This window comes from Winogradskyella epiphytica (assembly GCF_003217215.1).
Taxonomy (GTDB): domain Bacteria; phylum Bacteroidota; class Bacteroidia; order Flavobacteriales; family Flavobacteriaceae; genus Winogradskyella; species Winogradskyella epiphytica.
Genome location: NZ_QJTD01000001.1, coordinates 477,672 through 497,158 on the forward strand (window position 1 = coordinate 477,672; position 19,487 = coordinate 497,158).

The 19,487-nt window shown below is 33.9% G+C and carries 20 protein-coding genes; 7 read left to right on the forward strand and 13 right to left on the reverse strand.

Annotated features, from left to right (window positions below):
• Positions 1-60: 60 nt before the first annotated feature.
• The 5 genes from DFQ11_RS02090 to trmB form a co-directional block, all read right to left on the reverse strand.
• Positions 61-300 (reverse strand): NifU family protein, encoded by a 240-nt coding sequence (locus tag DFQ11_RS02090; RefSeq protein WP_110473953.1) that lies wholly within the window; start codon positions 298-300, stop codon positions 61-63.
• Complete coding sequence (locus DFQ11_RS02095; protein WP_110473954.1) at positions 301-1,440, reverse strand: Mrp/NBP35 family ATP-binding protein; 1,140 nt, start codon at positions 1,438-1,440, stop codon at positions 301-303. It abuts the gene before it with no gap.
• 250 nt (positions 1,441-1,690) lie between these two features.
• A complete protein-coding gene (locus DFQ11_RS02100) occupies positions 1,691-2,020 on the reverse strand; it encodes an MGMT family protein (RefSeq protein WP_110473955.1) in 330 nt (109 codons plus the stop codon).
• Positions 2,021-2,650: a LysE family transporter gene (locus DFQ11_RS02105; protein WP_110473956.1), complete on the reverse strand. Its 630-nt coding sequence runs from the start codon at positions 2,648-2,650 to the stop codon at positions 2,021-2,023.
• A gap of 3 nt (positions 2,651-2,653) precedes the next feature.
• The gene (gene trmB / locus DFQ11_RS02110) at positions 2,654-3,328 is read right to left on the reverse strand and encodes a tRNA (guanosine(46)-N7)-methyltransferase TrmB (RefSeq protein ID WP_110473957.1); all 675 of its coding nucleotides are present in this window, start codon (positions 3,326-3,328) and stop codon (positions 2,654-2,656) included.
• Between the two features lie 125 nt (positions 3,329-3,453).
• Between trmB and DFQ11_RS02115 the strand changes: the two genes are divergently transcribed.
• On the forward strand, positions 3,454-4,512 hold the full coding sequence (locus tag DFQ11_RS02115; protein WP_110473958.1) for a glycosyltransferase: 1,059 nt from the start codon (positions 3,454-3,456) through the stop codon (positions 4,510-4,512).
• Here DFQ11_RS02115 and DFQ11_RS02120 read toward each other — a convergent pair.
• Together DFQ11_RS02120 and DFQ11_RS02125 are read right to left on the reverse strand one after the other, a co-directional pair.
• Positions 4,495-5,538, reverse strand: a complete 1,044-nt coding sequence (locus DFQ11_RS02120; RefSeq protein WP_110473959.1) for a sensor histidine kinase — start codon at positions 5,536-5,538, stop codon at positions 4,495-4,497. The two genes, DFQ11_RS02115 and DFQ11_RS02120, sit on opposite strands and share 18 nt — an antisense overlap.
• Positions 5,538-6,224 carry a response regulator transcription factor gene (locus DFQ11_RS02125; RefSeq protein ID WP_110473960.1) on the reverse strand — a complete coding sequence of 229 codons (687 nt, stop codon included), beginning with the start codon at positions 6,222-6,224 and terminating at the stop codon, positions 5,538-5,540. Before DFQ11_RS02125 ends, DFQ11_RS02120 begins: the two co-directional genes overlap by 1 nt.
• 231 nt (positions 6,225-6,455) lie before the next feature.
• Between DFQ11_RS02125 and DFQ11_RS02130 the strand changes: the two genes are divergently transcribed.
• Positions 6,456-8,066, forward strand: coding sequence for a T9SS type A sorting domain-containing protein (locus DFQ11_RS02130; protein ID WP_110473961.1), 1,611 nt, complete (start codon positions 6,456-6,458; stop codon positions 8,064-8,066).
• Positions 8,067-8,142: 76 nt separating this feature from the next.
• The gene (locus tag DFQ11_RS02135) at positions 8,143-9,123 is read left to right on the forward strand and encodes a LuxE/PaaK family acyltransferase (RefSeq protein WP_110473962.1); all 981 of its coding nucleotides are present in this window, start codon (positions 8,143-8,145) and stop codon (positions 9,121-9,123) included.
• 172 nt (positions 9,124-9,295) lie between these two features.
• Here the strand turns inward: DFQ11_RS02135 and tyrS are convergent, their stop codons facing one another.
• On the reverse strand, positions 9,296-10,606 hold the full coding sequence (gene tyrS / locus DFQ11_RS02140) for a tyrosine--tRNA ligase (RefSeq protein ID WP_110473963.1): 1,311 nt from the start codon (positions 10,604-10,606) through the stop codon (positions 9,296-9,298).
• Between the two features lie 127 nt (positions 10,607-10,733).
• On the opposite strand from tyrS, the gene DFQ11_RS02145 reads away from it, so the two are divergent.
• A complete protein-coding gene (locus DFQ11_RS02145) occupies positions 10,734-11,753 on the forward strand; it encodes an NAD-dependent epimerase/dehydratase family protein (protein ID WP_110473964.1) in 1,020 nt (339 codons plus the stop codon).
• Positions 11,754-11,755: 2 nt separating this feature from the next.
• On the opposite strand, the gene DFQ11_RS02150 is transcribed toward DFQ11_RS02145, so the two are convergent.
• Genes DFQ11_RS02150 through DFQ11_RS02160 form a run of 3 tightly spaced genes read right to left on the reverse strand, consistent with a single transcriptional unit; the run spans position 11,756 to position 14,285 of the window.
• Positions 11,756-12,211, reverse strand: a complete 456-nt coding sequence (locus DFQ11_RS02150; protein ID WP_110473965.1) for a DUF4296 domain-containing protein — start codon at positions 12,209-12,211, stop codon at positions 11,756-11,758.
• A 1-nt stretch (position 12,212) separates the two neighbouring features.
• On the reverse strand, positions 12,213-13,553 hold the full coding sequence (locus DFQ11_RS02155) for a dihydroorotase (RefSeq protein ID WP_110474803.1): 1,341 nt from the start codon (positions 13,551-13,553) through the stop codon (positions 12,213-12,215).
• 9 nt (positions 13,554-13,562) lie between these two features.
• Positions 13,563-14,285 carry a polyprenol monophosphomannose synthase gene (locus DFQ11_RS02160; RefSeq protein ID WP_110473966.1) on the reverse strand — a complete coding sequence of 241 codons (723 nt, stop codon included), beginning with the start codon at positions 14,283-14,285 and terminating at the stop codon, positions 13,563-13,565.
• Positions 14,286-14,520: 235 nt separating this feature from the next.
• Between DFQ11_RS02160 and DFQ11_RS02165 the strand changes: the two genes are divergently transcribed.
• Both DFQ11_RS02165 and DFQ11_RS02170 read left to right on the forward strand, forming a co-directional pair.
• Complete coding sequence (locus DFQ11_RS02165) at positions 14,521-15,129, forward strand: DUF4271 domain-containing protein (protein WP_229791225.1); 609 nt, start codon at positions 14,521-14,523, stop codon at positions 15,127-15,129.
• A gap of 16 nt (positions 15,130-15,145) precedes the next feature.
• Positions 15,146-15,895 (forward strand): uroporphyrinogen-III synthase, encoded by a 750-nt coding sequence (locus tag DFQ11_RS02170; protein WP_110473968.1) that lies wholly within the window; start codon positions 15,146-15,148, stop codon positions 15,893-15,895.
• A 70-nt stretch (positions 15,896-15,965) separates the two neighbouring features.
• On the opposite strand, the gene pckA is transcribed toward DFQ11_RS02170, so the two are convergent.
• Complete coding sequence (gene pckA / locus DFQ11_RS02175; RefSeq protein WP_110473969.1) at positions 15,966-17,582, reverse strand: phosphoenolpyruvate carboxykinase (ATP); 1,617 nt, start codon at positions 17,580-17,582, stop codon at positions 15,966-15,968.
• A gap of 65 nt (positions 17,583-17,647) precedes the next feature.
• Positions 17,648-18,037, reverse strand: a complete 390-nt coding sequence (locus tag DFQ11_RS02180) for a DUF423 domain-containing protein (RefSeq protein WP_110473970.1) — start codon at positions 18,035-18,037, stop codon at positions 17,648-17,650.
• Between the two features lie 83 nt (positions 18,038-18,120).
• Between DFQ11_RS02180 and DFQ11_RS02185 the strand changes: the two genes are divergently transcribed.
• Positions 18,121-19,485, forward strand: coding sequence for a saccharopine dehydrogenase family protein (locus DFQ11_RS02185; protein WP_110473971.1), 1,365 nt, complete (start codon positions 18,121-18,123; stop codon positions 19,483-19,485).
• Positions 19,486-19,487: the final 2 nt, after the last annotated feature.

Sequence of the window (19,487 nt, forward strand, 5' to 3'; positions counted from 1 at the left end):
TTATATGTGTGCAAAATTACTAATGTCATTTGATATTAAATGTGACAAATGTCACTCTATCTATTCTACATTAATAACACTTTCGATTTGTGGAGCGTACTTTTTAATCGTCATTTCCACGCCAGACTTTAAGGTCATCTGGTTTACGCTGCAAGATGTACAAGCACCGACAAGTTGAACTTTAACAAACTTACCATCATCGATAGATAATAGGTTAATATCTCCACCATCATTTTGTAAAAACGGACGGATTTCATCCAATGCCTTTTCTACATTTAATCTTAGTTCTTCTGTGCCCATTTATTTCTTTTTAACAGCAGAGCAACCTGCCATGGTTGTAATTTTTATTGCTTCAGTAGCCGGTAAGGCTTCATTTCTATACACGACCTGTTGAACAACTTCACGAGTTATATTTTCAAAAGCTTCTTCAATTGGAGTCGCTGTTTGCATAGCTGCAGGTCTTCCAACATCACCCGCTTCTCTAATACTTTGTACTAATGGAACTTCTCCTAAAAACGGAACTTTTAAATCTTCGGCTAAATGCTTAGCACCCTCTTTTCCAAATATATAATATTTATTTTCTGGAAGTTCGGCTGGTGTAAAATAGGCCATGTTTTCAATGATCCCTAACACTGGCACATTGATACTATCTTGTTGAAACATGGCTACTCCTTTTTTAGCATCAGCTAAAGCTACATTTTGAGGTGTACTTACAACAACCGCTCCTGTAATAGGTAAGGCTTGCATAATACTCAAATGAATATCTCCTGTTCCTGGAGGTAAATCCAATAACAAGAAATCTAATTCTCCCCAAGCTGCATCAAAAATCATTTGATTTAATGCTTTTGAAGCCATAGGTCCTCTCCAAATCACCGCTTGATCTGGCTTAGTAAAGAAACCGATGGACAACACCTTAACGCCGTAGTTTTCTACTGGTTTCATTTTAGATTTACCGTCTACATTCACTGAGATAGGGCGTTCATTAGCCACATCAAACATAATTGGAATTGACGGTCCGTAAATATCTGCATCTAAGACACCAACTTTAAATCCCATTTTAGATAAAGTAACCGCTAGGTTTGCAGTTACTGTAGATTTACCAACACCACCTTTACCAGACGCTACAGCCACAATATTTTGAATTCCAGGAATCGCTTTTCCTTTAATTTCATTTTTAGGTGCTGCCGCAGCTGCTTCAACTTTTACATTTACTTTCACCTTCGCCTTTTCATAAACTTTCTTATGAATGGTTTGCATGATTTCAACTTCAGTCTTCTTACGTGCCTGAAGTGTAGGATTCTTTATCGTAATATCTACAATGACTTCATCTGCAAAAGTAACCACATTTGTTACCGCACCACTATCCACCATATTTTCACCTTCACCAGGAGCTGTAATCGTTTTAAGCGCGTTAAGTATATCTTGTTTGTTCAGTTTCATATCTATGATGATTGACTAGAGTGGGCTAATGCACCTGACTCTGTTCTTATTAAGATTAATTCTAAATGCAAAGATACTGCAAAAGGATTAGAAATTGAAAGACTTAAATTGAATTGTGTAATCGATGGATTGTTGTTATTAATCGTGCTGATTATTAGTACAAATTCGTTTCAATCTCTAATGATTTGTCTGATCAAATTATCACCTTTTTTATAGATAGTAATCTGAATTAATACAGTAATAAATAGCCTTAAAGTTCCTTAGAGGGATCCCAAAATAGAGTTTCAAAATTTTGAATCTGATTCTCGATGACCTCAATGCCTTCACTTTCTAGAAGCTGTTGCATTAAATTAGTTCCTTCGAAATGATGTTTTCCAGTTAAGAGTCCCTTTCTGTTGACTACTCTGTGAGCTGGCACCTCTTTAGTATGAGAATTATTCATAGCGTAACCAACTATTCTAGCACTTCTTGCCGCTCCTAAATATTTTGCAATTGCGCCATAACTGGTAACTCTGCCGTATGGAATCTGTTTGGCAACCTCATAAACTTTTTCGAAAAATCCAAGGGTTTCAGATGTCATTTAAAGGTCTCTTATAAGATTAATTAAGGTAACCAAGGCAACGAGACCTGTTATAATTCCGATACTGAGATTCATGCTTTTTTGAGAAGTAAAAGCCCGATCTTTAATTTTATCAAAGAAGAAAATATAGAAATAGAGCATCACAAAGGTTCCTGTTGCCGCTCCGGTGACATAAGTAACAATACTTAGTTTTTCAAAATCCATCCACCCAAAAGACACTAAAGTAATAGTCATATAAGCTTGATAAGGGATTGGAAAGACATTAAGCACAGACAGTAACATTCCGTGTAATAATCTGCCGTGTTTACTTTTAATTTCGGTTTCAAGTTTAGGCTCTTTTTGCTTAGAGGCTAAAACCAAAAAATAAATAGTAATAAGAACAAAAATCACTAAAGCAACGCGCTTTAGAATTTCAACTATATCGGGATGATTGGATAAATATCGCGCAAAAATAGCAGCCACATACGTTTGAATATAAACTACAATACACACACCAACCGAAAACATGATACCGCGTGCTGCTCCTTCTTTTAAGCTTATTCTTGCAGCTGTCATGTTGAGTAAACCAGGTGGAATTACACCAATCAGCGCAACTAAAAGACCAAGAAAGAAAATTACGGTTATACTCAAACTTTAGTTGATTTTAAATCTAATATACGTAATTGCCTTATCTTTTTCTAAATACTGACTTTCGTAAAAGGTTTGAATTTCAATAACTTCTTCTGGACTGCCCTCTAATTTGTAGACATTATGATTAGAGTAAAGCACCTCGTGACCTAAACCGTGAAGTAATCCTAGGGTATAACCATGCATAAATTCACTATCCGTTTTTAAATGCATTAAGCCTTCAGGCTTTAAAACTTTTTTATAACGTTCTAAAAACGCCATATTGGTCATACGGTGTTTTGTTCGTTTGTATTTTATTTGTGGGTCTGGGAAGGTGATCCAAATTTCATCAACTTCATTTTCAGCAAACACGTATTCTATGAGTTCTATTTGCGTTCTAATAAAAGCAGCATTAGGAATGTTTTCTTCAACAGCAGTTTTAGCCCCTCTCCAAAAACGAGCACCTTTTATATCTATTCCGATAAAGTTTTTGTTAGGATAACGTTTAGCTAAACCAACAGTATATTCGCCTTTGCCACACCCTAATTCTAATACTAAAGGGTTATCGTTTTTAAATACTTCCGACTTCCATTTACCTTTCAAAGGATATTGAGCATTCACCAACTCGTCTCTTGTTGGTTGATACACGTTATGAAAAGTTTCATTTTCTTTAAAGCGTTTGAGTTTGTTTTTACTTCCCACCTATCTTAGATTTTCGTATTTTAAAATAATTCGGTAAAATTAAGCAAAGATTTTAGGTTTACCTTTGTTTCAGCCATTCATATCCTAAATAAAATCCATAAGAATTAATCAAAACAAAAAAGATTATGACCATTCATCACAAAAAACGGATTTTAGTAGCGCCATTAAATTGGGGATTAGGTCATGCAACACGATGTATTCCTATTATAAATGAACTCATCCAAAATAATTTTGAACCCATTATTGCGAGTGACGGCGCATCACTTGAATTATTAAAAAAAGAATTTCCTAATCTTGAAGCTGTTGAATTGCCTTCCTACAATATTAGATATTCTAAAAATCCCAACCGACTTCGATTAAAATTTTTGAAAAATGCCCCTCGACTTCTAAAAATTATCAAAAAAGAAGAAAAAGTTATCCGGGAGTTAGTCAATTCGAAATCGATTTCAGGAATTATTTCCGACAATCGTTTTGGGGTAAGACATGACAATATTCCTTCTGTATTTATAACACATCAGTTACAAGTATTAAGTGGAAACACGACTTGGCTGAGCACCAAATGGCATCAAAAAATCATTTCACAATTTGATGAATGTTGGATTCCAGATTATAAAACCGAAAAAAACCTCAGTGGAATTTTAGGTCATGTAGAAAATTTCAAATCCACCGTAAACTATTTAGGGCCTTTATCTCGATTTGAAAAACACAAGTCTAACATCAATTATCAACTTCTAGTTATTCTTTCTGGTCCAGAACCACAACGAACCTTTTTAGAAGAAATCCTCTTTGAAGCGTTGAAAAACTTTAAGGGAAAGATTTGTTTTGTCAAAGGTGTTATTGAATCGGAACAACGTAAAATTCAACATAATCACATGACCATTTATAATTTTATGACGAGTGCTCAGCTTGAATCGACTATTAATGAAAGTGAATTAATTGTGAGTCGATCTGGATATACAACGCTTATGGATTTAGCAAAACTTGAAAAGAAAGCCTTTTTCATTCCTACTCCAGGACAATTTGAACAAGACTATTTAGCCAAAAAAATAGAATCTGAAGGAATTGCTCCATATTGTACACAACATGAGTTTACTTTAGAAAAATTGAATCACGTTGAGAAATATTCAGGCTTTAAGTTTGAAACTTTTGATGTGAAGTTCGCTGATTTATTTCGACTTTTCTAGTGTAAAAGAGAATTCACTACCTACACCAAGTTCACTTTCGATATAGATTTTTTCTTCGTGCGCTTCAATAATATGTTTTACTATAGACAAGCCTAATCCCGAACCACCTTCTTTACGAGAACCACTCTTATCCACACGATAAAATCGTTCGAATAAACGCTGAAGATTTGCTTTAGCAATGCCTTCGCCATTATCTGTCACTCTAATAATGGCCTTGTTTTTAATTAAATTTTCAATGCTTACTTCTGTTGTCCCCTTTTCCCTTCCGTACTTAATTGAGTTTACTATTAAATTAGTTAATACTTGTTGGATACGTTCTTTATCTGCATAAACCATAATAGGATTGGGGTAGTCGATATCAAAGGTTAGAGTTATTTGTTTTTTACTTGCTTTCATTTCAAACAAATCAAAAACATTCTGAACGAGCTTCACCATATCAAAATTTTCTTTCTCCAAACTAAGATCTCCAACTTCTAATTTGGTGATCATGTCTAAATCTTTAACGATATAGGTTAATCGTTCTACACCTTTACTCGCTCTTAAAAGGTATTTTTTTCTGATTTTCTCATCCTTAATCCCACCATCCAACAGGGTTAGAATATAATTTTGAACCGTAAATAATGGTGTTTTAAATTCATGAGAGACATTTCCAATAAACTCTTTCCGATACTCCTCCCTGATTTTTAAAGTTTCAATTTCAAACTTTTTAGTCTTTGCGTATTTTTCAATTTCTTTTGTTAAAGTTCCCATATCTGTAGTTATGGGTTGCTGCCTTAAACTTGTCGTTTCCAAAAGAGTCAGGTCGTCATAAATCTTTTTTACGCGTCTATAGATAAATCGCTCTACTCTATACTCGATAATAATAAAGCAAATTGGAAAACATAATAATGGATAGACAATTATATGCCAACTAAGCACATTAAGAAATAACATAAACCCACACACCAACAGTGACGAAAATATGGTCACCAATAAGGCTGTTCGCAACGCGAATTTGTAGGTTTTCTTAAAGTTCTTTTTCTTCATTAGTCCATGAACTTGTAGCCAACACCTTTAACTGTTTTAAAGGATTCGTCTCCAATTTTCTCGCGAAGTTTTCTAATGTGAACATCTATGGTTCTTCCGCCAACAACCACTTCATTTCCCCAAACATTATCTAAAATTTCTTCACGTTTAAAGACTTTACCAGGCTTAGTTGCTAACAAAGATAGTAATTCAAATTCCTTTCTTGGCAGTGTAATTTCTTCGCCTTTTACCGTGATTTTATATTCATCTTTATAAATTATCAGATCACCAATTGTTAAAACACTTTCTGTACTATTTTCAGCAGATTTCAGACGTCTTAATAAGGCCTTTACTTTACTAATTAAGACTTTTGGCTTTATTGGCTTAGCGATATAATCATCGGCACCAGCATCAAATCCGGCAACCTGAGAATAGTCCTCTCCTCTTGCAGTAAGAAACGTGATAATTGTTTCACTCAATTGAGGAAATTCTCTAATGCGCTCGCAAGCTTCAATCCCATCCATTTTAGGCATCATTACGTCTAGGATAATTAAGTGAGGTTTATGTTTCTTAGCCAGCTTTACTGCCTCCTCTCCATTTTCGCCTTTTATTACTTGATAACCCTCGGCAGATAAGTTAAAACCAACAATTTCTAGAATATCTGGCTCATCGTCAACCAATAAAATTTTAATGTCTTTCTTTTTCAATGGTGTTTATCTTTAATTAATATGTAAATATAAAATATATCTGCATTAAGCTTCTACGGTATTCAATTGATAACAATTCCCTAACATTAAGATTACAATTTTATAAAATAAAGAAGTGCCTGACCTCTACCATGTTATCTCATTATCAAATTAACAAGTATTAACGCTTCTGATTCTGAAAACTCACTATTTGTTATTATATTTGTTTTCTAACTTTTATATAAATCAATTATGAAGAAAATTTACTTTTTATTTACTTTATTTACTCTTTTAAGCCTTACTGCTTTTGCCCAAGGGACTGAAAACTTTGACAATAGTACAGTTCCTGCTAGTTATAGTGATGGTAGTTTTACTGGAACGGATGCCACATGGACGTATACTCACTCTAGAGATCAAGGTGACTACCCAATTAATGGAAATGGCATTATGCTAAGAAGAGCTAACGAACCAAGTAGCCTATCTGCTACTATTTCTGGCGGAATTGGAAACTTCTCAGTAAATACTAGAAAAGCTTTTACTGGTGGTGCTCAACGTAAATTAGAATTACTTGCTAACGGCGTTGTTGTTGCTCAATTTGAACCAGAGTATGGTGCAGGAGAAGACACAACCGTGATTCCTTTTATTGTTGAAGATATTAATATCCCTGGAGATGTTGATGTTATGTTAAGACTTTATGGAAGTGACGGAAACCAACAAATGGTTCTTGATGATATCTCATGGACAGGTTATACTGGTGTAGCTATTCCTACTGTTGCAATTACTAGCCCAGGTGATAACGATGTCTTAATCGCTGGAACAACTTCAACGAATGTTGAATTTACAACTGCTAATTTAGCTGGTGGAGAAACTGTTACTGTAACTGTAAATGGTACTGCTACTGCAAATGCAACAAGCCCTTTTGAAGTAGCAACTACTGATGGTGAAACTTATGTAGTTAATGTTGATTTATTAAACGGAACTGAAATAATTGATTCAGATACTGTGACTTTTACTGTAGGTACTGTTAATCAAGTAGCTAATATTTCTGAATTAAGAGCTAGTAATCTTGGAGAAGTATACGAATTAACTGGCGAAGCTATCATTTCTTATATTGTTACAGAAAACACAAGAAACCAAAAGTATATTCAAGATGGTGGAGCTGGAATTTTAATTGATGATTCTGCAGGTACATTAAGCACTCAATTTAATATTGGTGATGGTATAACTGGCTTACAAGGTGAACTTTCTAATTTCAATGGAACTCTTCAATTTGTTCCTACTGCAAATGTAGATGCAGCATCTTCAACAGGTAACACATTAGCACCAATAGTAATTACTGCTGCTGAATTGATTAGCAGTGGAGACACTTACCAAAGTAGATTAATTGCATTAAACAATGTAACGTTTTCTGACGCAGGAGTATTCACTGACAACACAAGTTATGACGTCGCTAATGGTTCTGACGTAACTGTATGTAGAGTTGCTTTTGGTGACGAAGATTTAATTGGTACTGATATCCCAACTACTGCTGTAAGTATTACAGGTATTGGCGCACAATTTAGTGGAACTACGCAAATTATGCCAAGATACTTAAGTGATATCGCTGAACCAATGAGCGTAAATGATTTTAACGCTAACGTATTTAGTTTATACCCAAACCCAACTACTAGTGGAAATGTAACTATTACAACTACTAGCAACGATGCGATGAACGTACAAGTTTTTGACATCCTAGGGAAGCAAGTTAAAAACGAAACTTTAACGAACAATACGTTAAATATTGCGAACTTAAAGTCTGGTGTTTACATCGTAAAAATCACTCAAAACAACACTTCTACTACTAAGAAATTAGTAATTAAATAAGTATAGTTTTTATTACATTTTAAAGCGTAGCTCTATAATTTGAGCTACGCTTTTTTATTTTCCATATTTTTGCATCATGATATCTAAAGAAGACATTTTTAAAATAAAATCACAGGCAGATTTTGATGCTTTAGCATTAGATGTTTTTAAATTTCAGTTTGAAAACAATGGCGTCTATCGTTCATTTTGCGATTTGCTTTATAAAAATCCTTCAGATATTAAAAGTGTTTTCGAAATTCCATTTCTTCCCATTCAGTTTTTTAAAACGCATGAGGTCATAAGTTCAAGAGGTTCAATTGAAAAAACATTTACAAGTTCTGGCACAACAGGAAGTATTACTAGCAAACATTTAGTCACAGATATAAAGTTATATGAAGAGAGTTATCTTAACGCTTTTAAACACTTCTATGGAAATATTGACGATTATGTAGTATTAGCTTTACTGCCCTCTTATTTAGAGCGTGACGGCTCTTCTCTTATTTATATGGTGAATGATTTAATTGATAAATCGCAACAGCCAGAAAGTGGATTCTATTTAAATAATCTGGAAGAGTTAGCTAACACTTTGAACTCCCTAGAAGCTCGCAAACAAAAAACATTACTTATTGGCGTTTCATTTGCGCTTTTAGATTTAGTTGAACAGTTTCAACTCCACTTAAAACATACTACTGTTATGGAAACTGGAGGTATGAAAGGCAGACGAAAAGAAATTATAAGACAAGAATTACATCAAATTTTACAATCGGGTTTTGGTGTCGAAAAAATTCACAGTGAATATGGCATGACGGAACTTTTGAGTCAAGCCTATTCTAAAGGACATGGTATTTTTGAATGTCCGCCTTGGATGAAAATCCTAACACGTGACACTGAAGATGCCCTCACTCTTCAAGAGCCCAATAAAACCGGTGGCATTAATATTATAGATTTAGCGAATATAAATTCCTGTTCATTTATTGCTACTCAAGATTTAGGAAGAGTTTATGACAACGGGCAATTTGAAATTATAGGTAGGTTTGACAATTCAGATATTAGAGGCTGCAACTTAATGGCTTTGTAAGGAATTAAAATTATTTACGACTTATATATCACTGTGAAAAAGATTGATTTTCATTAGTTGATTGATTGGTTAGTGAGTGCTCTGTAGAAATATTGAGCACTCTTTTTTTGCAAAAAAAAAGACGCCACTACATTTAGATTAGCGACGTCTTTAATATTTAAAAGCAAAGTTCTTAAACTACTTTCAAAATAAAATTAGTTTTCTTTCCTCTACTTATGATTACATATTTATCATGGATTAAATCTTCAGAAGATAAAATATAATCCTCTTTTACTTTTTCCTTATTCACAGCTACTGCATTTTCTTTCAAAGCTCTTCGTGCATCTCCATTAGAACTTAAGAAGTTTGTTTTTGCAGACAATGCACCAATCATATCAATACCTTCATTAAATTCTGCAGCTGAAATTTCGGCTTGTTTTACACCTTCAAATACATCTAAGAATAAACCTTCAGACAATTGTTTAATTTCATTTTTAAAATCTTTGCTAAACAAAATTTCCGAAGCCTTAACCGCATTTTCGTAATCCTCTCTACTATGAACAAATACTGTTATTTCTTCGGCTAAACGCTTCTGTAATAAACGTAAATGTGGCGTTTCTTTATGATCCTCGATTAATTTTTCAATCGTTTCTCTATCTAAAAATGTAAAAATTTTGATATACTTTTCAGCATCTTCATCTGTAGAGTTTAACCAAAACTGGTAGAATTTATAAACCGAAGTTTTATCGGCATCTAGCCAAATATTCCCACCTTCACTTTTGCCAAATTTAGAACCATCTGCTTTTGTGATTAATGGACAGGTCATAGCATATGCTTTTGCTTGATCTTCTCCATCATGCATACGTCTTACTAATTCAGTTCCTGTTGTAATATTCCCCCATTGGTCACTTCCACCCATTTGTAACTTACAATCCATTGTTTTGTACAAATAATGAAAGTCGTATCCTTGAATTAACTGGTATGTAAATTCTGTAAACGACATTCCAACACTTCCTTCTTCCCCAGAAAAACGCTTTTTTACAGAATCCTTAGCCATCATATAATTCACCGTGATTCGTTTACCAACGTCACGAGCAAATTCGATAAAACTAAAATCTTTCATCCAGTCGTAGTTATTGACTAACACTGGAGCGTTTTTATCATTTGAATTAAAATCTAAGAATCGAGATAAAACTCTTTTTATTCCAGCAACATTTCGTTCTAAAGCTACCTCATCTAAAAGATTACGTTCGTCACTTTTTCCCGATGGATCTCCAATCATTCCAGTAGCGCCACCTACTAAGGCAACAGGCTTATGACCTGCTCTTTTTAAGTGAACCAATAAAATAATAGGCACTAAACTCCCTATGTGTAGTGAATCTGAAGTCGGATCAAAGCCAATATAAGCTGTCGTCATTTCCTTGTCTAATTGCTCCTCAGTTCCAGGCATGATATCATGTACCATTCCTCTCCAACGTAATTCTTCTACAAATTTATTTGCCATTGTCTTTTAGTTTCAAAATTGATGTCGCAAAGATAGACTTCCCTTGCTAAAGACAAAAGACAATTTTAGCCCAATTTACAAGACTATATTTTTAAGAAAATAGCTTCAAAAAATGTAACTTTACCATATGATATTAGTTACAGGAAGTACAGGATTAGTTGGCTCGCATTTACTATTTAAATTAATTAGTGATAATAAAAAAGTACGTGCTATTTACCGTCGTGAAAAAACACTAAATCGCGTTAAACACGTCTTCTCTTATTATAGTGATGATGCTGAGGCGCTATTTAACAAAATTGAATGGATTCAAGCGGATATTAATGATATTCCTAAACTCCAAATGGCGTTTAAAGATGTAACTTATGTATATCATTGTGCCGCCTTTGTATCTTTTGAACCGGATAAATACAAGCAATTACGAAAAACTAATATTGAAGGTACTGCCAATATTGTAAACTTATCGATTAGTCACCAGATTAAAAAACTGTGCTATGTGAGTTCTATAGCCACTATAGGCCATCACAGCAATCCTGAAACACTTATAGACGAACAAACCGAATGGAATTCAGAAGGTGATAATAGCATTTATGGTATAACGAAATACGGTGCCGAACTGGAAGTATGGCGCGGAACTCAGGAAGGTTTAGATGCCGTCATTGTTAATCCAGGAATTATTTTAGGTCCAGGTTATTGGAATTCGGGTGGAAGTGGTAGCATTTTTAAACGAATTTATAAAGGAATGACTTATTACACCACAGGTGTTACAGGATATGTAGATGTTTGGGATGTGGTTGAAGTCATGAAAAGACTTACGGAAAGCGATATTAAAAATGAAGGCTATATTTTAGTATCTGAAAACATGAATTTCAAAAACTTCATTCAAAAAACTGCTGAAGCCTTAAAGGTGGAAGCCCCGACAAAAGAAGCAAAATCTTGGTTGCTAAGCGTAGCTTGGAGGTTAGATTGGTTGAATTCTAAACTTTTTGGTAAACGCCGAAGTTTAACTAAACAAACTGCCAAATCATTGCAAAACCTAAAGAGATACGATAATTCTAAGATAAAAACCGCTTTAAGTTTTGAATTTAAACCAATAGAAAAAGTTATCGAGGTGGTAAGTCAACGTTATCTTAACGATCTCGAAAGTTAGAGTTATTGAAAAACAGCAGTTTTATTTGACTCCTCATTTAAAGGTTCTTTTAGATTATCCCCTTCCTTTCTCAAGGAGTCTCTTCGTTTTCTAAGAGAGTCACTTTCCCGATCTCTTATAACTTCTAGAGCTTTCTTTTCTCTCTCAAGCCTTTCTTTAACCTTAACCACTATCTCTTTATATGATTCTGCGTCATAGGCATAATAAATATTGTTATCGGCAAACTGAGTACTATCTATATTATATTTTTCTAAAATATAAGTTTCCGGCTTAAAGCCATTAACCTCCAGCAATGTCCTATTCACACTCTTCGCTCCGTTAATTACATATAAATCATAAAGCAATTCAGACATTTGACTTTTAGACAGCAAAGGGTTTGGCTTCTTTGGTGCATCCGAACTGTTGCAGCTTATAAGAAGACTGCCAATTGCAACTATTATAATTATATGCTTTAACATCTTATCTATTAAAAGTTAGTCGTTTTCCTGCTTTAACATCTAAAACTTTAAAGTTATTATAGGCTAGTTTTCCATTAACAAAGGTATGTGTAATTCGACTTTTAAATGTATTACCTTCAAAAGGAGACCAACCACATTTGTATAAAATATTACTTTTATTAACTGTCCAAGGACTCTGTGGGTCTACAATAACTAAATCTGCATAATATCCTTCTCTTATGAAACCTCGTTTTTCAACTTCAAAAAGAATGGCTGGGTTATGACACGCTTTCTCAACGATTTTCTCTACAGAAATTTTACCTTGATGATGAGCTTCCATTAACGAAACTAAAGCATGCTGTACTAATGGCCCTCCAGACGGAGCACTTGTATAAGGGTTGTTTTTTTCCTCTAAGGTATGAGGCGCATGGTCTGTTGCTATCACATCAATTCTATCATCTAGCAAAGCTTTCCATAGTTGATCTCTATCATTAGATGTTTTCACCGCTGGATTCCATTTAATATGACTTCCCTTTCTCGCATAATCCTCATCTGAGAACCATAAATGATGTACACAAACTTCTGCTGTAATCTTTTTATCTTTTAAAGGAATTTTATTTGAAAACAAATTGGTTTCCTTTCCGGTAGATACGTGAAAAATATGCAACCTTGCTCCTGTCTTCTTTGCTAATTCTATGGCTTTTGAAGACGATAAATAACAGGCTTCTTCACTTCGGATTTTAGGATGCAACTCCATTGGAATATCATCACCATACTCCGCAATGTATTTATCTAAATTTGCTTTTATTGTATCCTCGTCCTCACAATGTACTGAAATCAACATTTTTGTACTTGTAAATATCTTCTCCAATACCTCAGGATTATCTACCAACATGTTTCCTGTTGAAGATCCTAAAAACAGCTTCAAACCTGCCACTGTTTTTGTATCTACTTTTAATATCTCGTCTAAATTATCGTTTGTTCCTCCAAACATAAATGAGTAATTAGCGTAAGATGATTCGGCCGCAATAGCAAATTTTTCTTCTAATTTTTCTATGGTCGTTGTTTGTGGATTTGTATTTGGCATTTCTATAAATGATGTAATACCACCAGCTATAGCCGCTTTTGATTCGGTTTCAATGTTTGCTTTATGTGTTAAACCAGGCTCTCTAAAATGCACTTGATCGTCAATCATTCCAGGAAACACATAATTCCCCTCTACATCGACAACTAAAATATCAGCAGATTTAACACTTATAGAAGTTTCAATTTCTTTTATAATATCATCTTCAATAAGAATATCACCTTCAAAGATTTTTCCTTCGTTGACTATTCTTGCATTTTTTATGAGGGTATTTCGTATCATCTTTTATTAATTAGCAAATAAACTTTTTAACTTTAAACTAATCACTCCAAAAATAGCTTCAGAAATAATACTTCCGCTCATTTTTGATTTTCCTTTGGTTCTATCTTTAAATATAACCGGTATTTCAACTATTTTAAACCCTTTTTTATGGGCTTTAAATTTCATTTCAATTTGAAAAGCATAACCAACAAATTTTACTTTTTTAAGGTTAATTGCTTCTAGAACTTCTCTTTTATAACAAACGAAACCTGCCGTGGAGTCTTTAACTTTCATCCGTGTTATTAGTCTTACGTATCGAGATGCCCCATAAGATAAGAGAATACGTGACAATGGCCAATTCACAACAGTAATTCCCTTTACATATCTAGAACCTACCGCAATATCTCCTCCGCCTGTTGCACAAGCATCGTACAGCTTTATTAAGTCGTCAGGGTTATGCGAAAAATCGGCATCCATTTCAAAGATGTAGTTATAAGATTTTTCTAATGCCCATTCAAATCCAGCTATATAAGCCGTACCCAAGCCACTCTTTTCTCTTCGTTCTAATAAATGTAGCTGGTCTTTAAATTCCTCTTGTAAAATTTTAACAGCTTTACTAGTAGAGTCTGGTGAATTATCATCTACAATAAGAACATGAAACCTTTTTGGCTGAGAAAACACAGCTCTTATTATGGCTTCGATATTTTCTATCTCATTGTATGTTGGAATAATGACAATAGCGTCAGACATAAACTCATTTTTAAATACTCTTTTGAGTAGCTATTAGAATTTCAACAAAAGTAAAGTTTTTAATGGATTATAGGGCGGAATTAACGTTTTTGATAGATAAGATTTTTGTTCATTGCTTATATGAAAATTTTATTTTAAGCCATTTTAATATTTAATTGGTATTAGCTTAATATTCTTCATAATTTAGCAGCATATGCGAAATTATATTACACACGAGTGGTTCACTATATTCACAATGATAGGGTTATTTTCCGTTGTTGTGGCTAAGTTTTTAAACACACTTAGATTTAACGATTTTATCTACGTAATCGGTAATTCGCGCTACCTTAAGATTTACTCTAAAGATCAAAAATTTATCGATCAATTTGACAGCGTCTTATTCATAAACCTCAGTGTCTCACTCAGTATTTTTACATATTTCGCTTATTCTACATTTGTCTCACCATTAAATTTTGAACTCGTTAGTTTCTTAAAGTTATTATTTGCAGTTTCAACCATAATTATAATTAAAACCTTACTAGAACGCCTCATAGGAAGCCTTTTTGAAATAGATAGCATGATTGATGATTATTTATTTCAAAAAACCACATTTAAAAACTATTCTGGTTTGCTCTTTTTTATGGCAAATTTGTTTTTATTATATACCAAATATTCGGCAGAAATTGTACTCATCATAGCGTTTACAATGGTTTGTATCATAAACTTTGTAGGATTTTTAATATCATATAAATCTTATCAAAAATCAATAAACCCTAACTTTTTCTATTTTATTTTGTATCTTTGCGCTCTCGAAATCGGACCTTATATTCTTTTGTATAAGGTAATTAGAGAATATAACGTTTAAAACACCAGGTTTACCTATGAAAGTTAAAACGATTTTAGTATCGCAACCAGAGCCTAAAATAGAGAACTCTCCATACTTTGATTTACAAGAAAAACAAAAAGTAAAAGTGGACTTTAGACCCTTCATTCATGTTGAAGGTGTATCAGCTAAGGATATAAGGCAACAAAAAGTGGATCTTAGTAAATATACAGCAATCATTCTTACTAGTAGAAATTCAGTAGATCACTTCTTTAGAGTTGCAGATGAGATGCGTTTTAAAGTACCTGATTCTATGAAGTACTTTTGCCAGTCTGAAGCAGTTGCGTATTACTTACAGAAATATGTAGTTTATAGAAAACGAAAAATTTATGTTGGTAAACGAACATTTGAAGACTTAATGCCTTTGATTAAGAAGTATAAGGACGAAGCCTTTTTACTTCCAACTACAGATAAGGTAAAACCAGAAATTCCAACTTTATTAAATGAATTAGGAGTTAATTGGAAACAAGCCACATTTTACAAAACTGTAATTAGTGATTTATCTGATTTGGCAGATGTGTATTATGATATATTAGTATTCTTCAGTCCTTCTGGAATAGAATCATTGTTCCATAATTTTCCAGATTTCCAACAAAATAACACACGTATAGCTGTCTTTGGAAACACAACAGTTAAGGCTGTAAAGGAAAAAGGATTACGTGTAGACATTTCTGCACCAACTCCTGAAACACCTTCAATGACTATGGCTTTACAGAAATATATTGATTCTGTAAATAAAGGCAAATAGTTTCAACAATAAGATAAAAAAAAGGGATTCTAAATTTAGAATCCCTTTTTTATTTATATATAACTAAGTACTAAAACATATAACGCTGCGGTCCACCACGTCTAACTTCTTCAGACGCATTAGATTCGTACTTTTTAAAATTCTCTCTAAAAGCATTTGCTAATTTAAATGCCATAGTATAATATGCTTTGTCATCTTTCCATGTAGCTCTTGGGCTTAATACTTCAGTTGGCACTCCAGGACAAGTTCTTGGTTGCGCTACTCCAAATACTGAATGAATATGATAATTCTCATAAGTATAGTCACCTAATTCACCATTTAATGCTGCATTAATCATAGCACGCGTGTATTTTAATTTCATACGTGTTCCTACACCGTAAGGACCACCTGTCCAGCCAGTATTCACTAACCAAACATTAACACCTGCATCTAACATCTTTTTACTTAACATATCTCCATATTCCGTTGGGTGTAATGGCATAAATGGCGCTCCAAAACAAGCTGAAAAACTTGGCACTGGCTCTACAACTCCTGCTTCTGTACCAGCTACTTTAGCTGTATAACCTGAAATAAAGTGATATGCTGCTTGGCTTGGTGTTAACTTAGATATTGGAGGCAATACTCCAAACGCATCTGCCGTTAAGAAAAAGATATTCTTTGGATTGGCTCCTACTGAAGGTTTTCTAACATTATCTATATGATAAATAGGGTAACTTACTCTCGTGTTTTGTGTAATAGAAGTGTCAGCAAAATCAACGTTGCCTTGCTCATCCAAAATCACATTTTCTAAGATTGCTCCTTTTTTAATGGCACCATATATTTCTGGCTCTTGCTCTTGCGATAAATTAATCACCTTAGCATAACATCCACCTTCAAAATTGAAAACTGTATTTTCTTTAGTCCAACCGTGCTCATCGTCTCCAATTAAGCTACGATTTGGATCTGTAGATAAGGTTGTCTTACCAGTTCCAGATAATCCGAAGAAAATAGACGTATCTCCTTCTTTTCCAACGTTTGCACTACAGTGCATTGGTAAAGTCTCCTTAAATACAGGAAGAATAAAGTTAAGCGCAGAGAAAATACCTTTCTTAATTTCACCTGTATAACCAGTACCACCAATTAGAGCTATCTTTCTAGTAAAATCTAAAATAGCGAAATTATGCTGACGTGTTCCATCGGCTTCAGGATCTGCCATAAAGCCTGGAGCGTTAACAACAGTCCATTCTGGTGTAAAATCTTTTAACTCTTCCTCTGTAGGACGTAAGAACATATTGTGAGCAAACATATTACTCCAAGGATATTCAGTGATTACCCTAATATTAAGCTTATAGTTCTCATCTGCACAGGCGTAGCTATCACGCACATATACATCCTTTTCAGATAAATAATCAACAACCTTATCGTAAAGCTTTTGAAATTTATCGCTATCAAAAGGAATGTTGATATCTCCCCACCAAACTCTATCTTTAGTGACATCATCCTTTACTATGAATCTATCTAATGGCGAACGCCCAGTAAACTCACCTGTATTAACAGCTATTGCTCCTAATGATGATTCTACACCTTGGCCTTTAGCAATAGTTTCAGCATGAAGCTCATCTGAAGATAATTGATACTTGACTTTAGCATTTTTAATGCCGTATTGATCTAACGAAATCGATTTCGTTGATTGTGTATGGTTTACCATAATTGTTGTGTTATTTTAGATTGCAAAATTATAATTTTATTTCAATAAAACGCTTAAGATTAACATTATTCAACTTTAGCTCTTATAATACCAACTAATAAAACCGTCCAACCCCCGATTAGAAGTAGTCCACCTAAGGGCGTAATCATTGCAATAGTCTTAAAATCAAAGCTTGACAATGTGTTTGTAGCTAATCCATAAATAGAGCCAGAGAAGAAAATGGCACCTATGAGCACCAAATAGAATATTACTTTTTTCAATTTAGAATTCAGAAAAGTCAAACGACTTACAATAAGAAGAAAAAACGCATGGTATATTTGATATCTCACGCCCGTTTCAAAAGTCTTAATCGCATCAGCATCAACCATTTTCTCCAAACCATGCGCAGCAAAAGCACCTAAAATAATTCCAAGAATACCTAATATTGCTCCAGTGGTTAATAGTGTCTTGTTCATAATAAAAATTACCGTTTAGGTTTTAATTGCCTATTCTATTTGTTACATTCGTGGCTTACAAAATTAGTCATATAAACCCAATTATGCGAAACATTTTAATTATTGGTGCAGGCAAATCCTCATCATATCTTATAAAATACCTACTCGAAAAATCTCAAACTGAAAATCTAAAAATCACTATCGGTGATCTTAATGTAGACAATGCTAAAAAACTCACTGGCAATCATCCTAATACAGATGTAATACACTTAGATGTATTTAATGCTGAATCTAGAGTGGCTGCTATAAAACAGGCAGATATCGTTATCTCGATGCTACCAGCACGTTTTCATATAGAAGTTGCTAAAGATTGTATTACCTATAAAAAGAATATGGTCACAGCTTCCTATGTGAGCCCAGAAATGCAAGCTTTAGACGAGGATGCAAAAGCCAACAACCTCATCTTTATGAATGAAATCGGTGTGGATCCTGGTATAGACCACATGAGTGCAATGCACGTCATTGATCGCATTAGAGATAAAGGAGGTAAAATGATTTTGTTTGAATCCTTTACCGGTGGTTTAGTAGCTCCTGAAAGCGACAATAATCTTTGGAACTATAAATTTACGTGGAACCCAAGAAACGTAGTTGTTGCTGGACAAGGCGGTGCTGCAAAATTCTTACAAGAAAATCAATTTAAGTACATTCCATATAACCGTTTATTTAGACGAACTGAATTTTTAGATGTGGAAGGTTTTGGTCGTTTTGAAGGTTATGCCAACAGGGATTCCTTGAAATATCAAGAAGTGTACGGCTTAGACAATGTTAAAACTTTATATCGCGGCACAATTAGACGTGTAGGCTTTAGTAGAGCTTGGAATGCTTTTGTTCAATTAGGAATGACAGACGACAGCTACACTATTGACGATAGTAAAAACATGAGTTATCGTGATTTTGTTAATGCGTTTCTACCTTATAGTCCAACAGATTCTGTTGAATTAAAATTTAGACATGCTTTAAAAATTGACCAAGACGACATGGTTTGGGAAAAATTTGTAGAGCTTGATATTTTCAACGATGATAAAATGGTGGAGTTAGATAAAGCAACTCCAGCTCAAATTCTTCAGAAGATTCTTATGGACAGTTGGACATTAGATCAAGAAGATAAAGACATGATTGTGATGTATCATAAATTCGGCTATGAACTTGATGGCAAAAAACATCAAATCGACGCCACGATGGTAACTCTTGGTAAGGATCAAACTTACACTGCTATGTCTAAAACAGTAGGATTACCAGTTGCTATTGCGACCTTAGCTATTTTAAATGGTAAAATAAAAACGCCTGGTGTTCAAATTCCAATTACAAAAGAAGTATACACACCTATTTTGAAAGAGTTAGAATCTCATGATGTAATCTTCAAGGAATACGAAGTCCCATACTTAGGTTATAATCCATTAAGTATATAGAC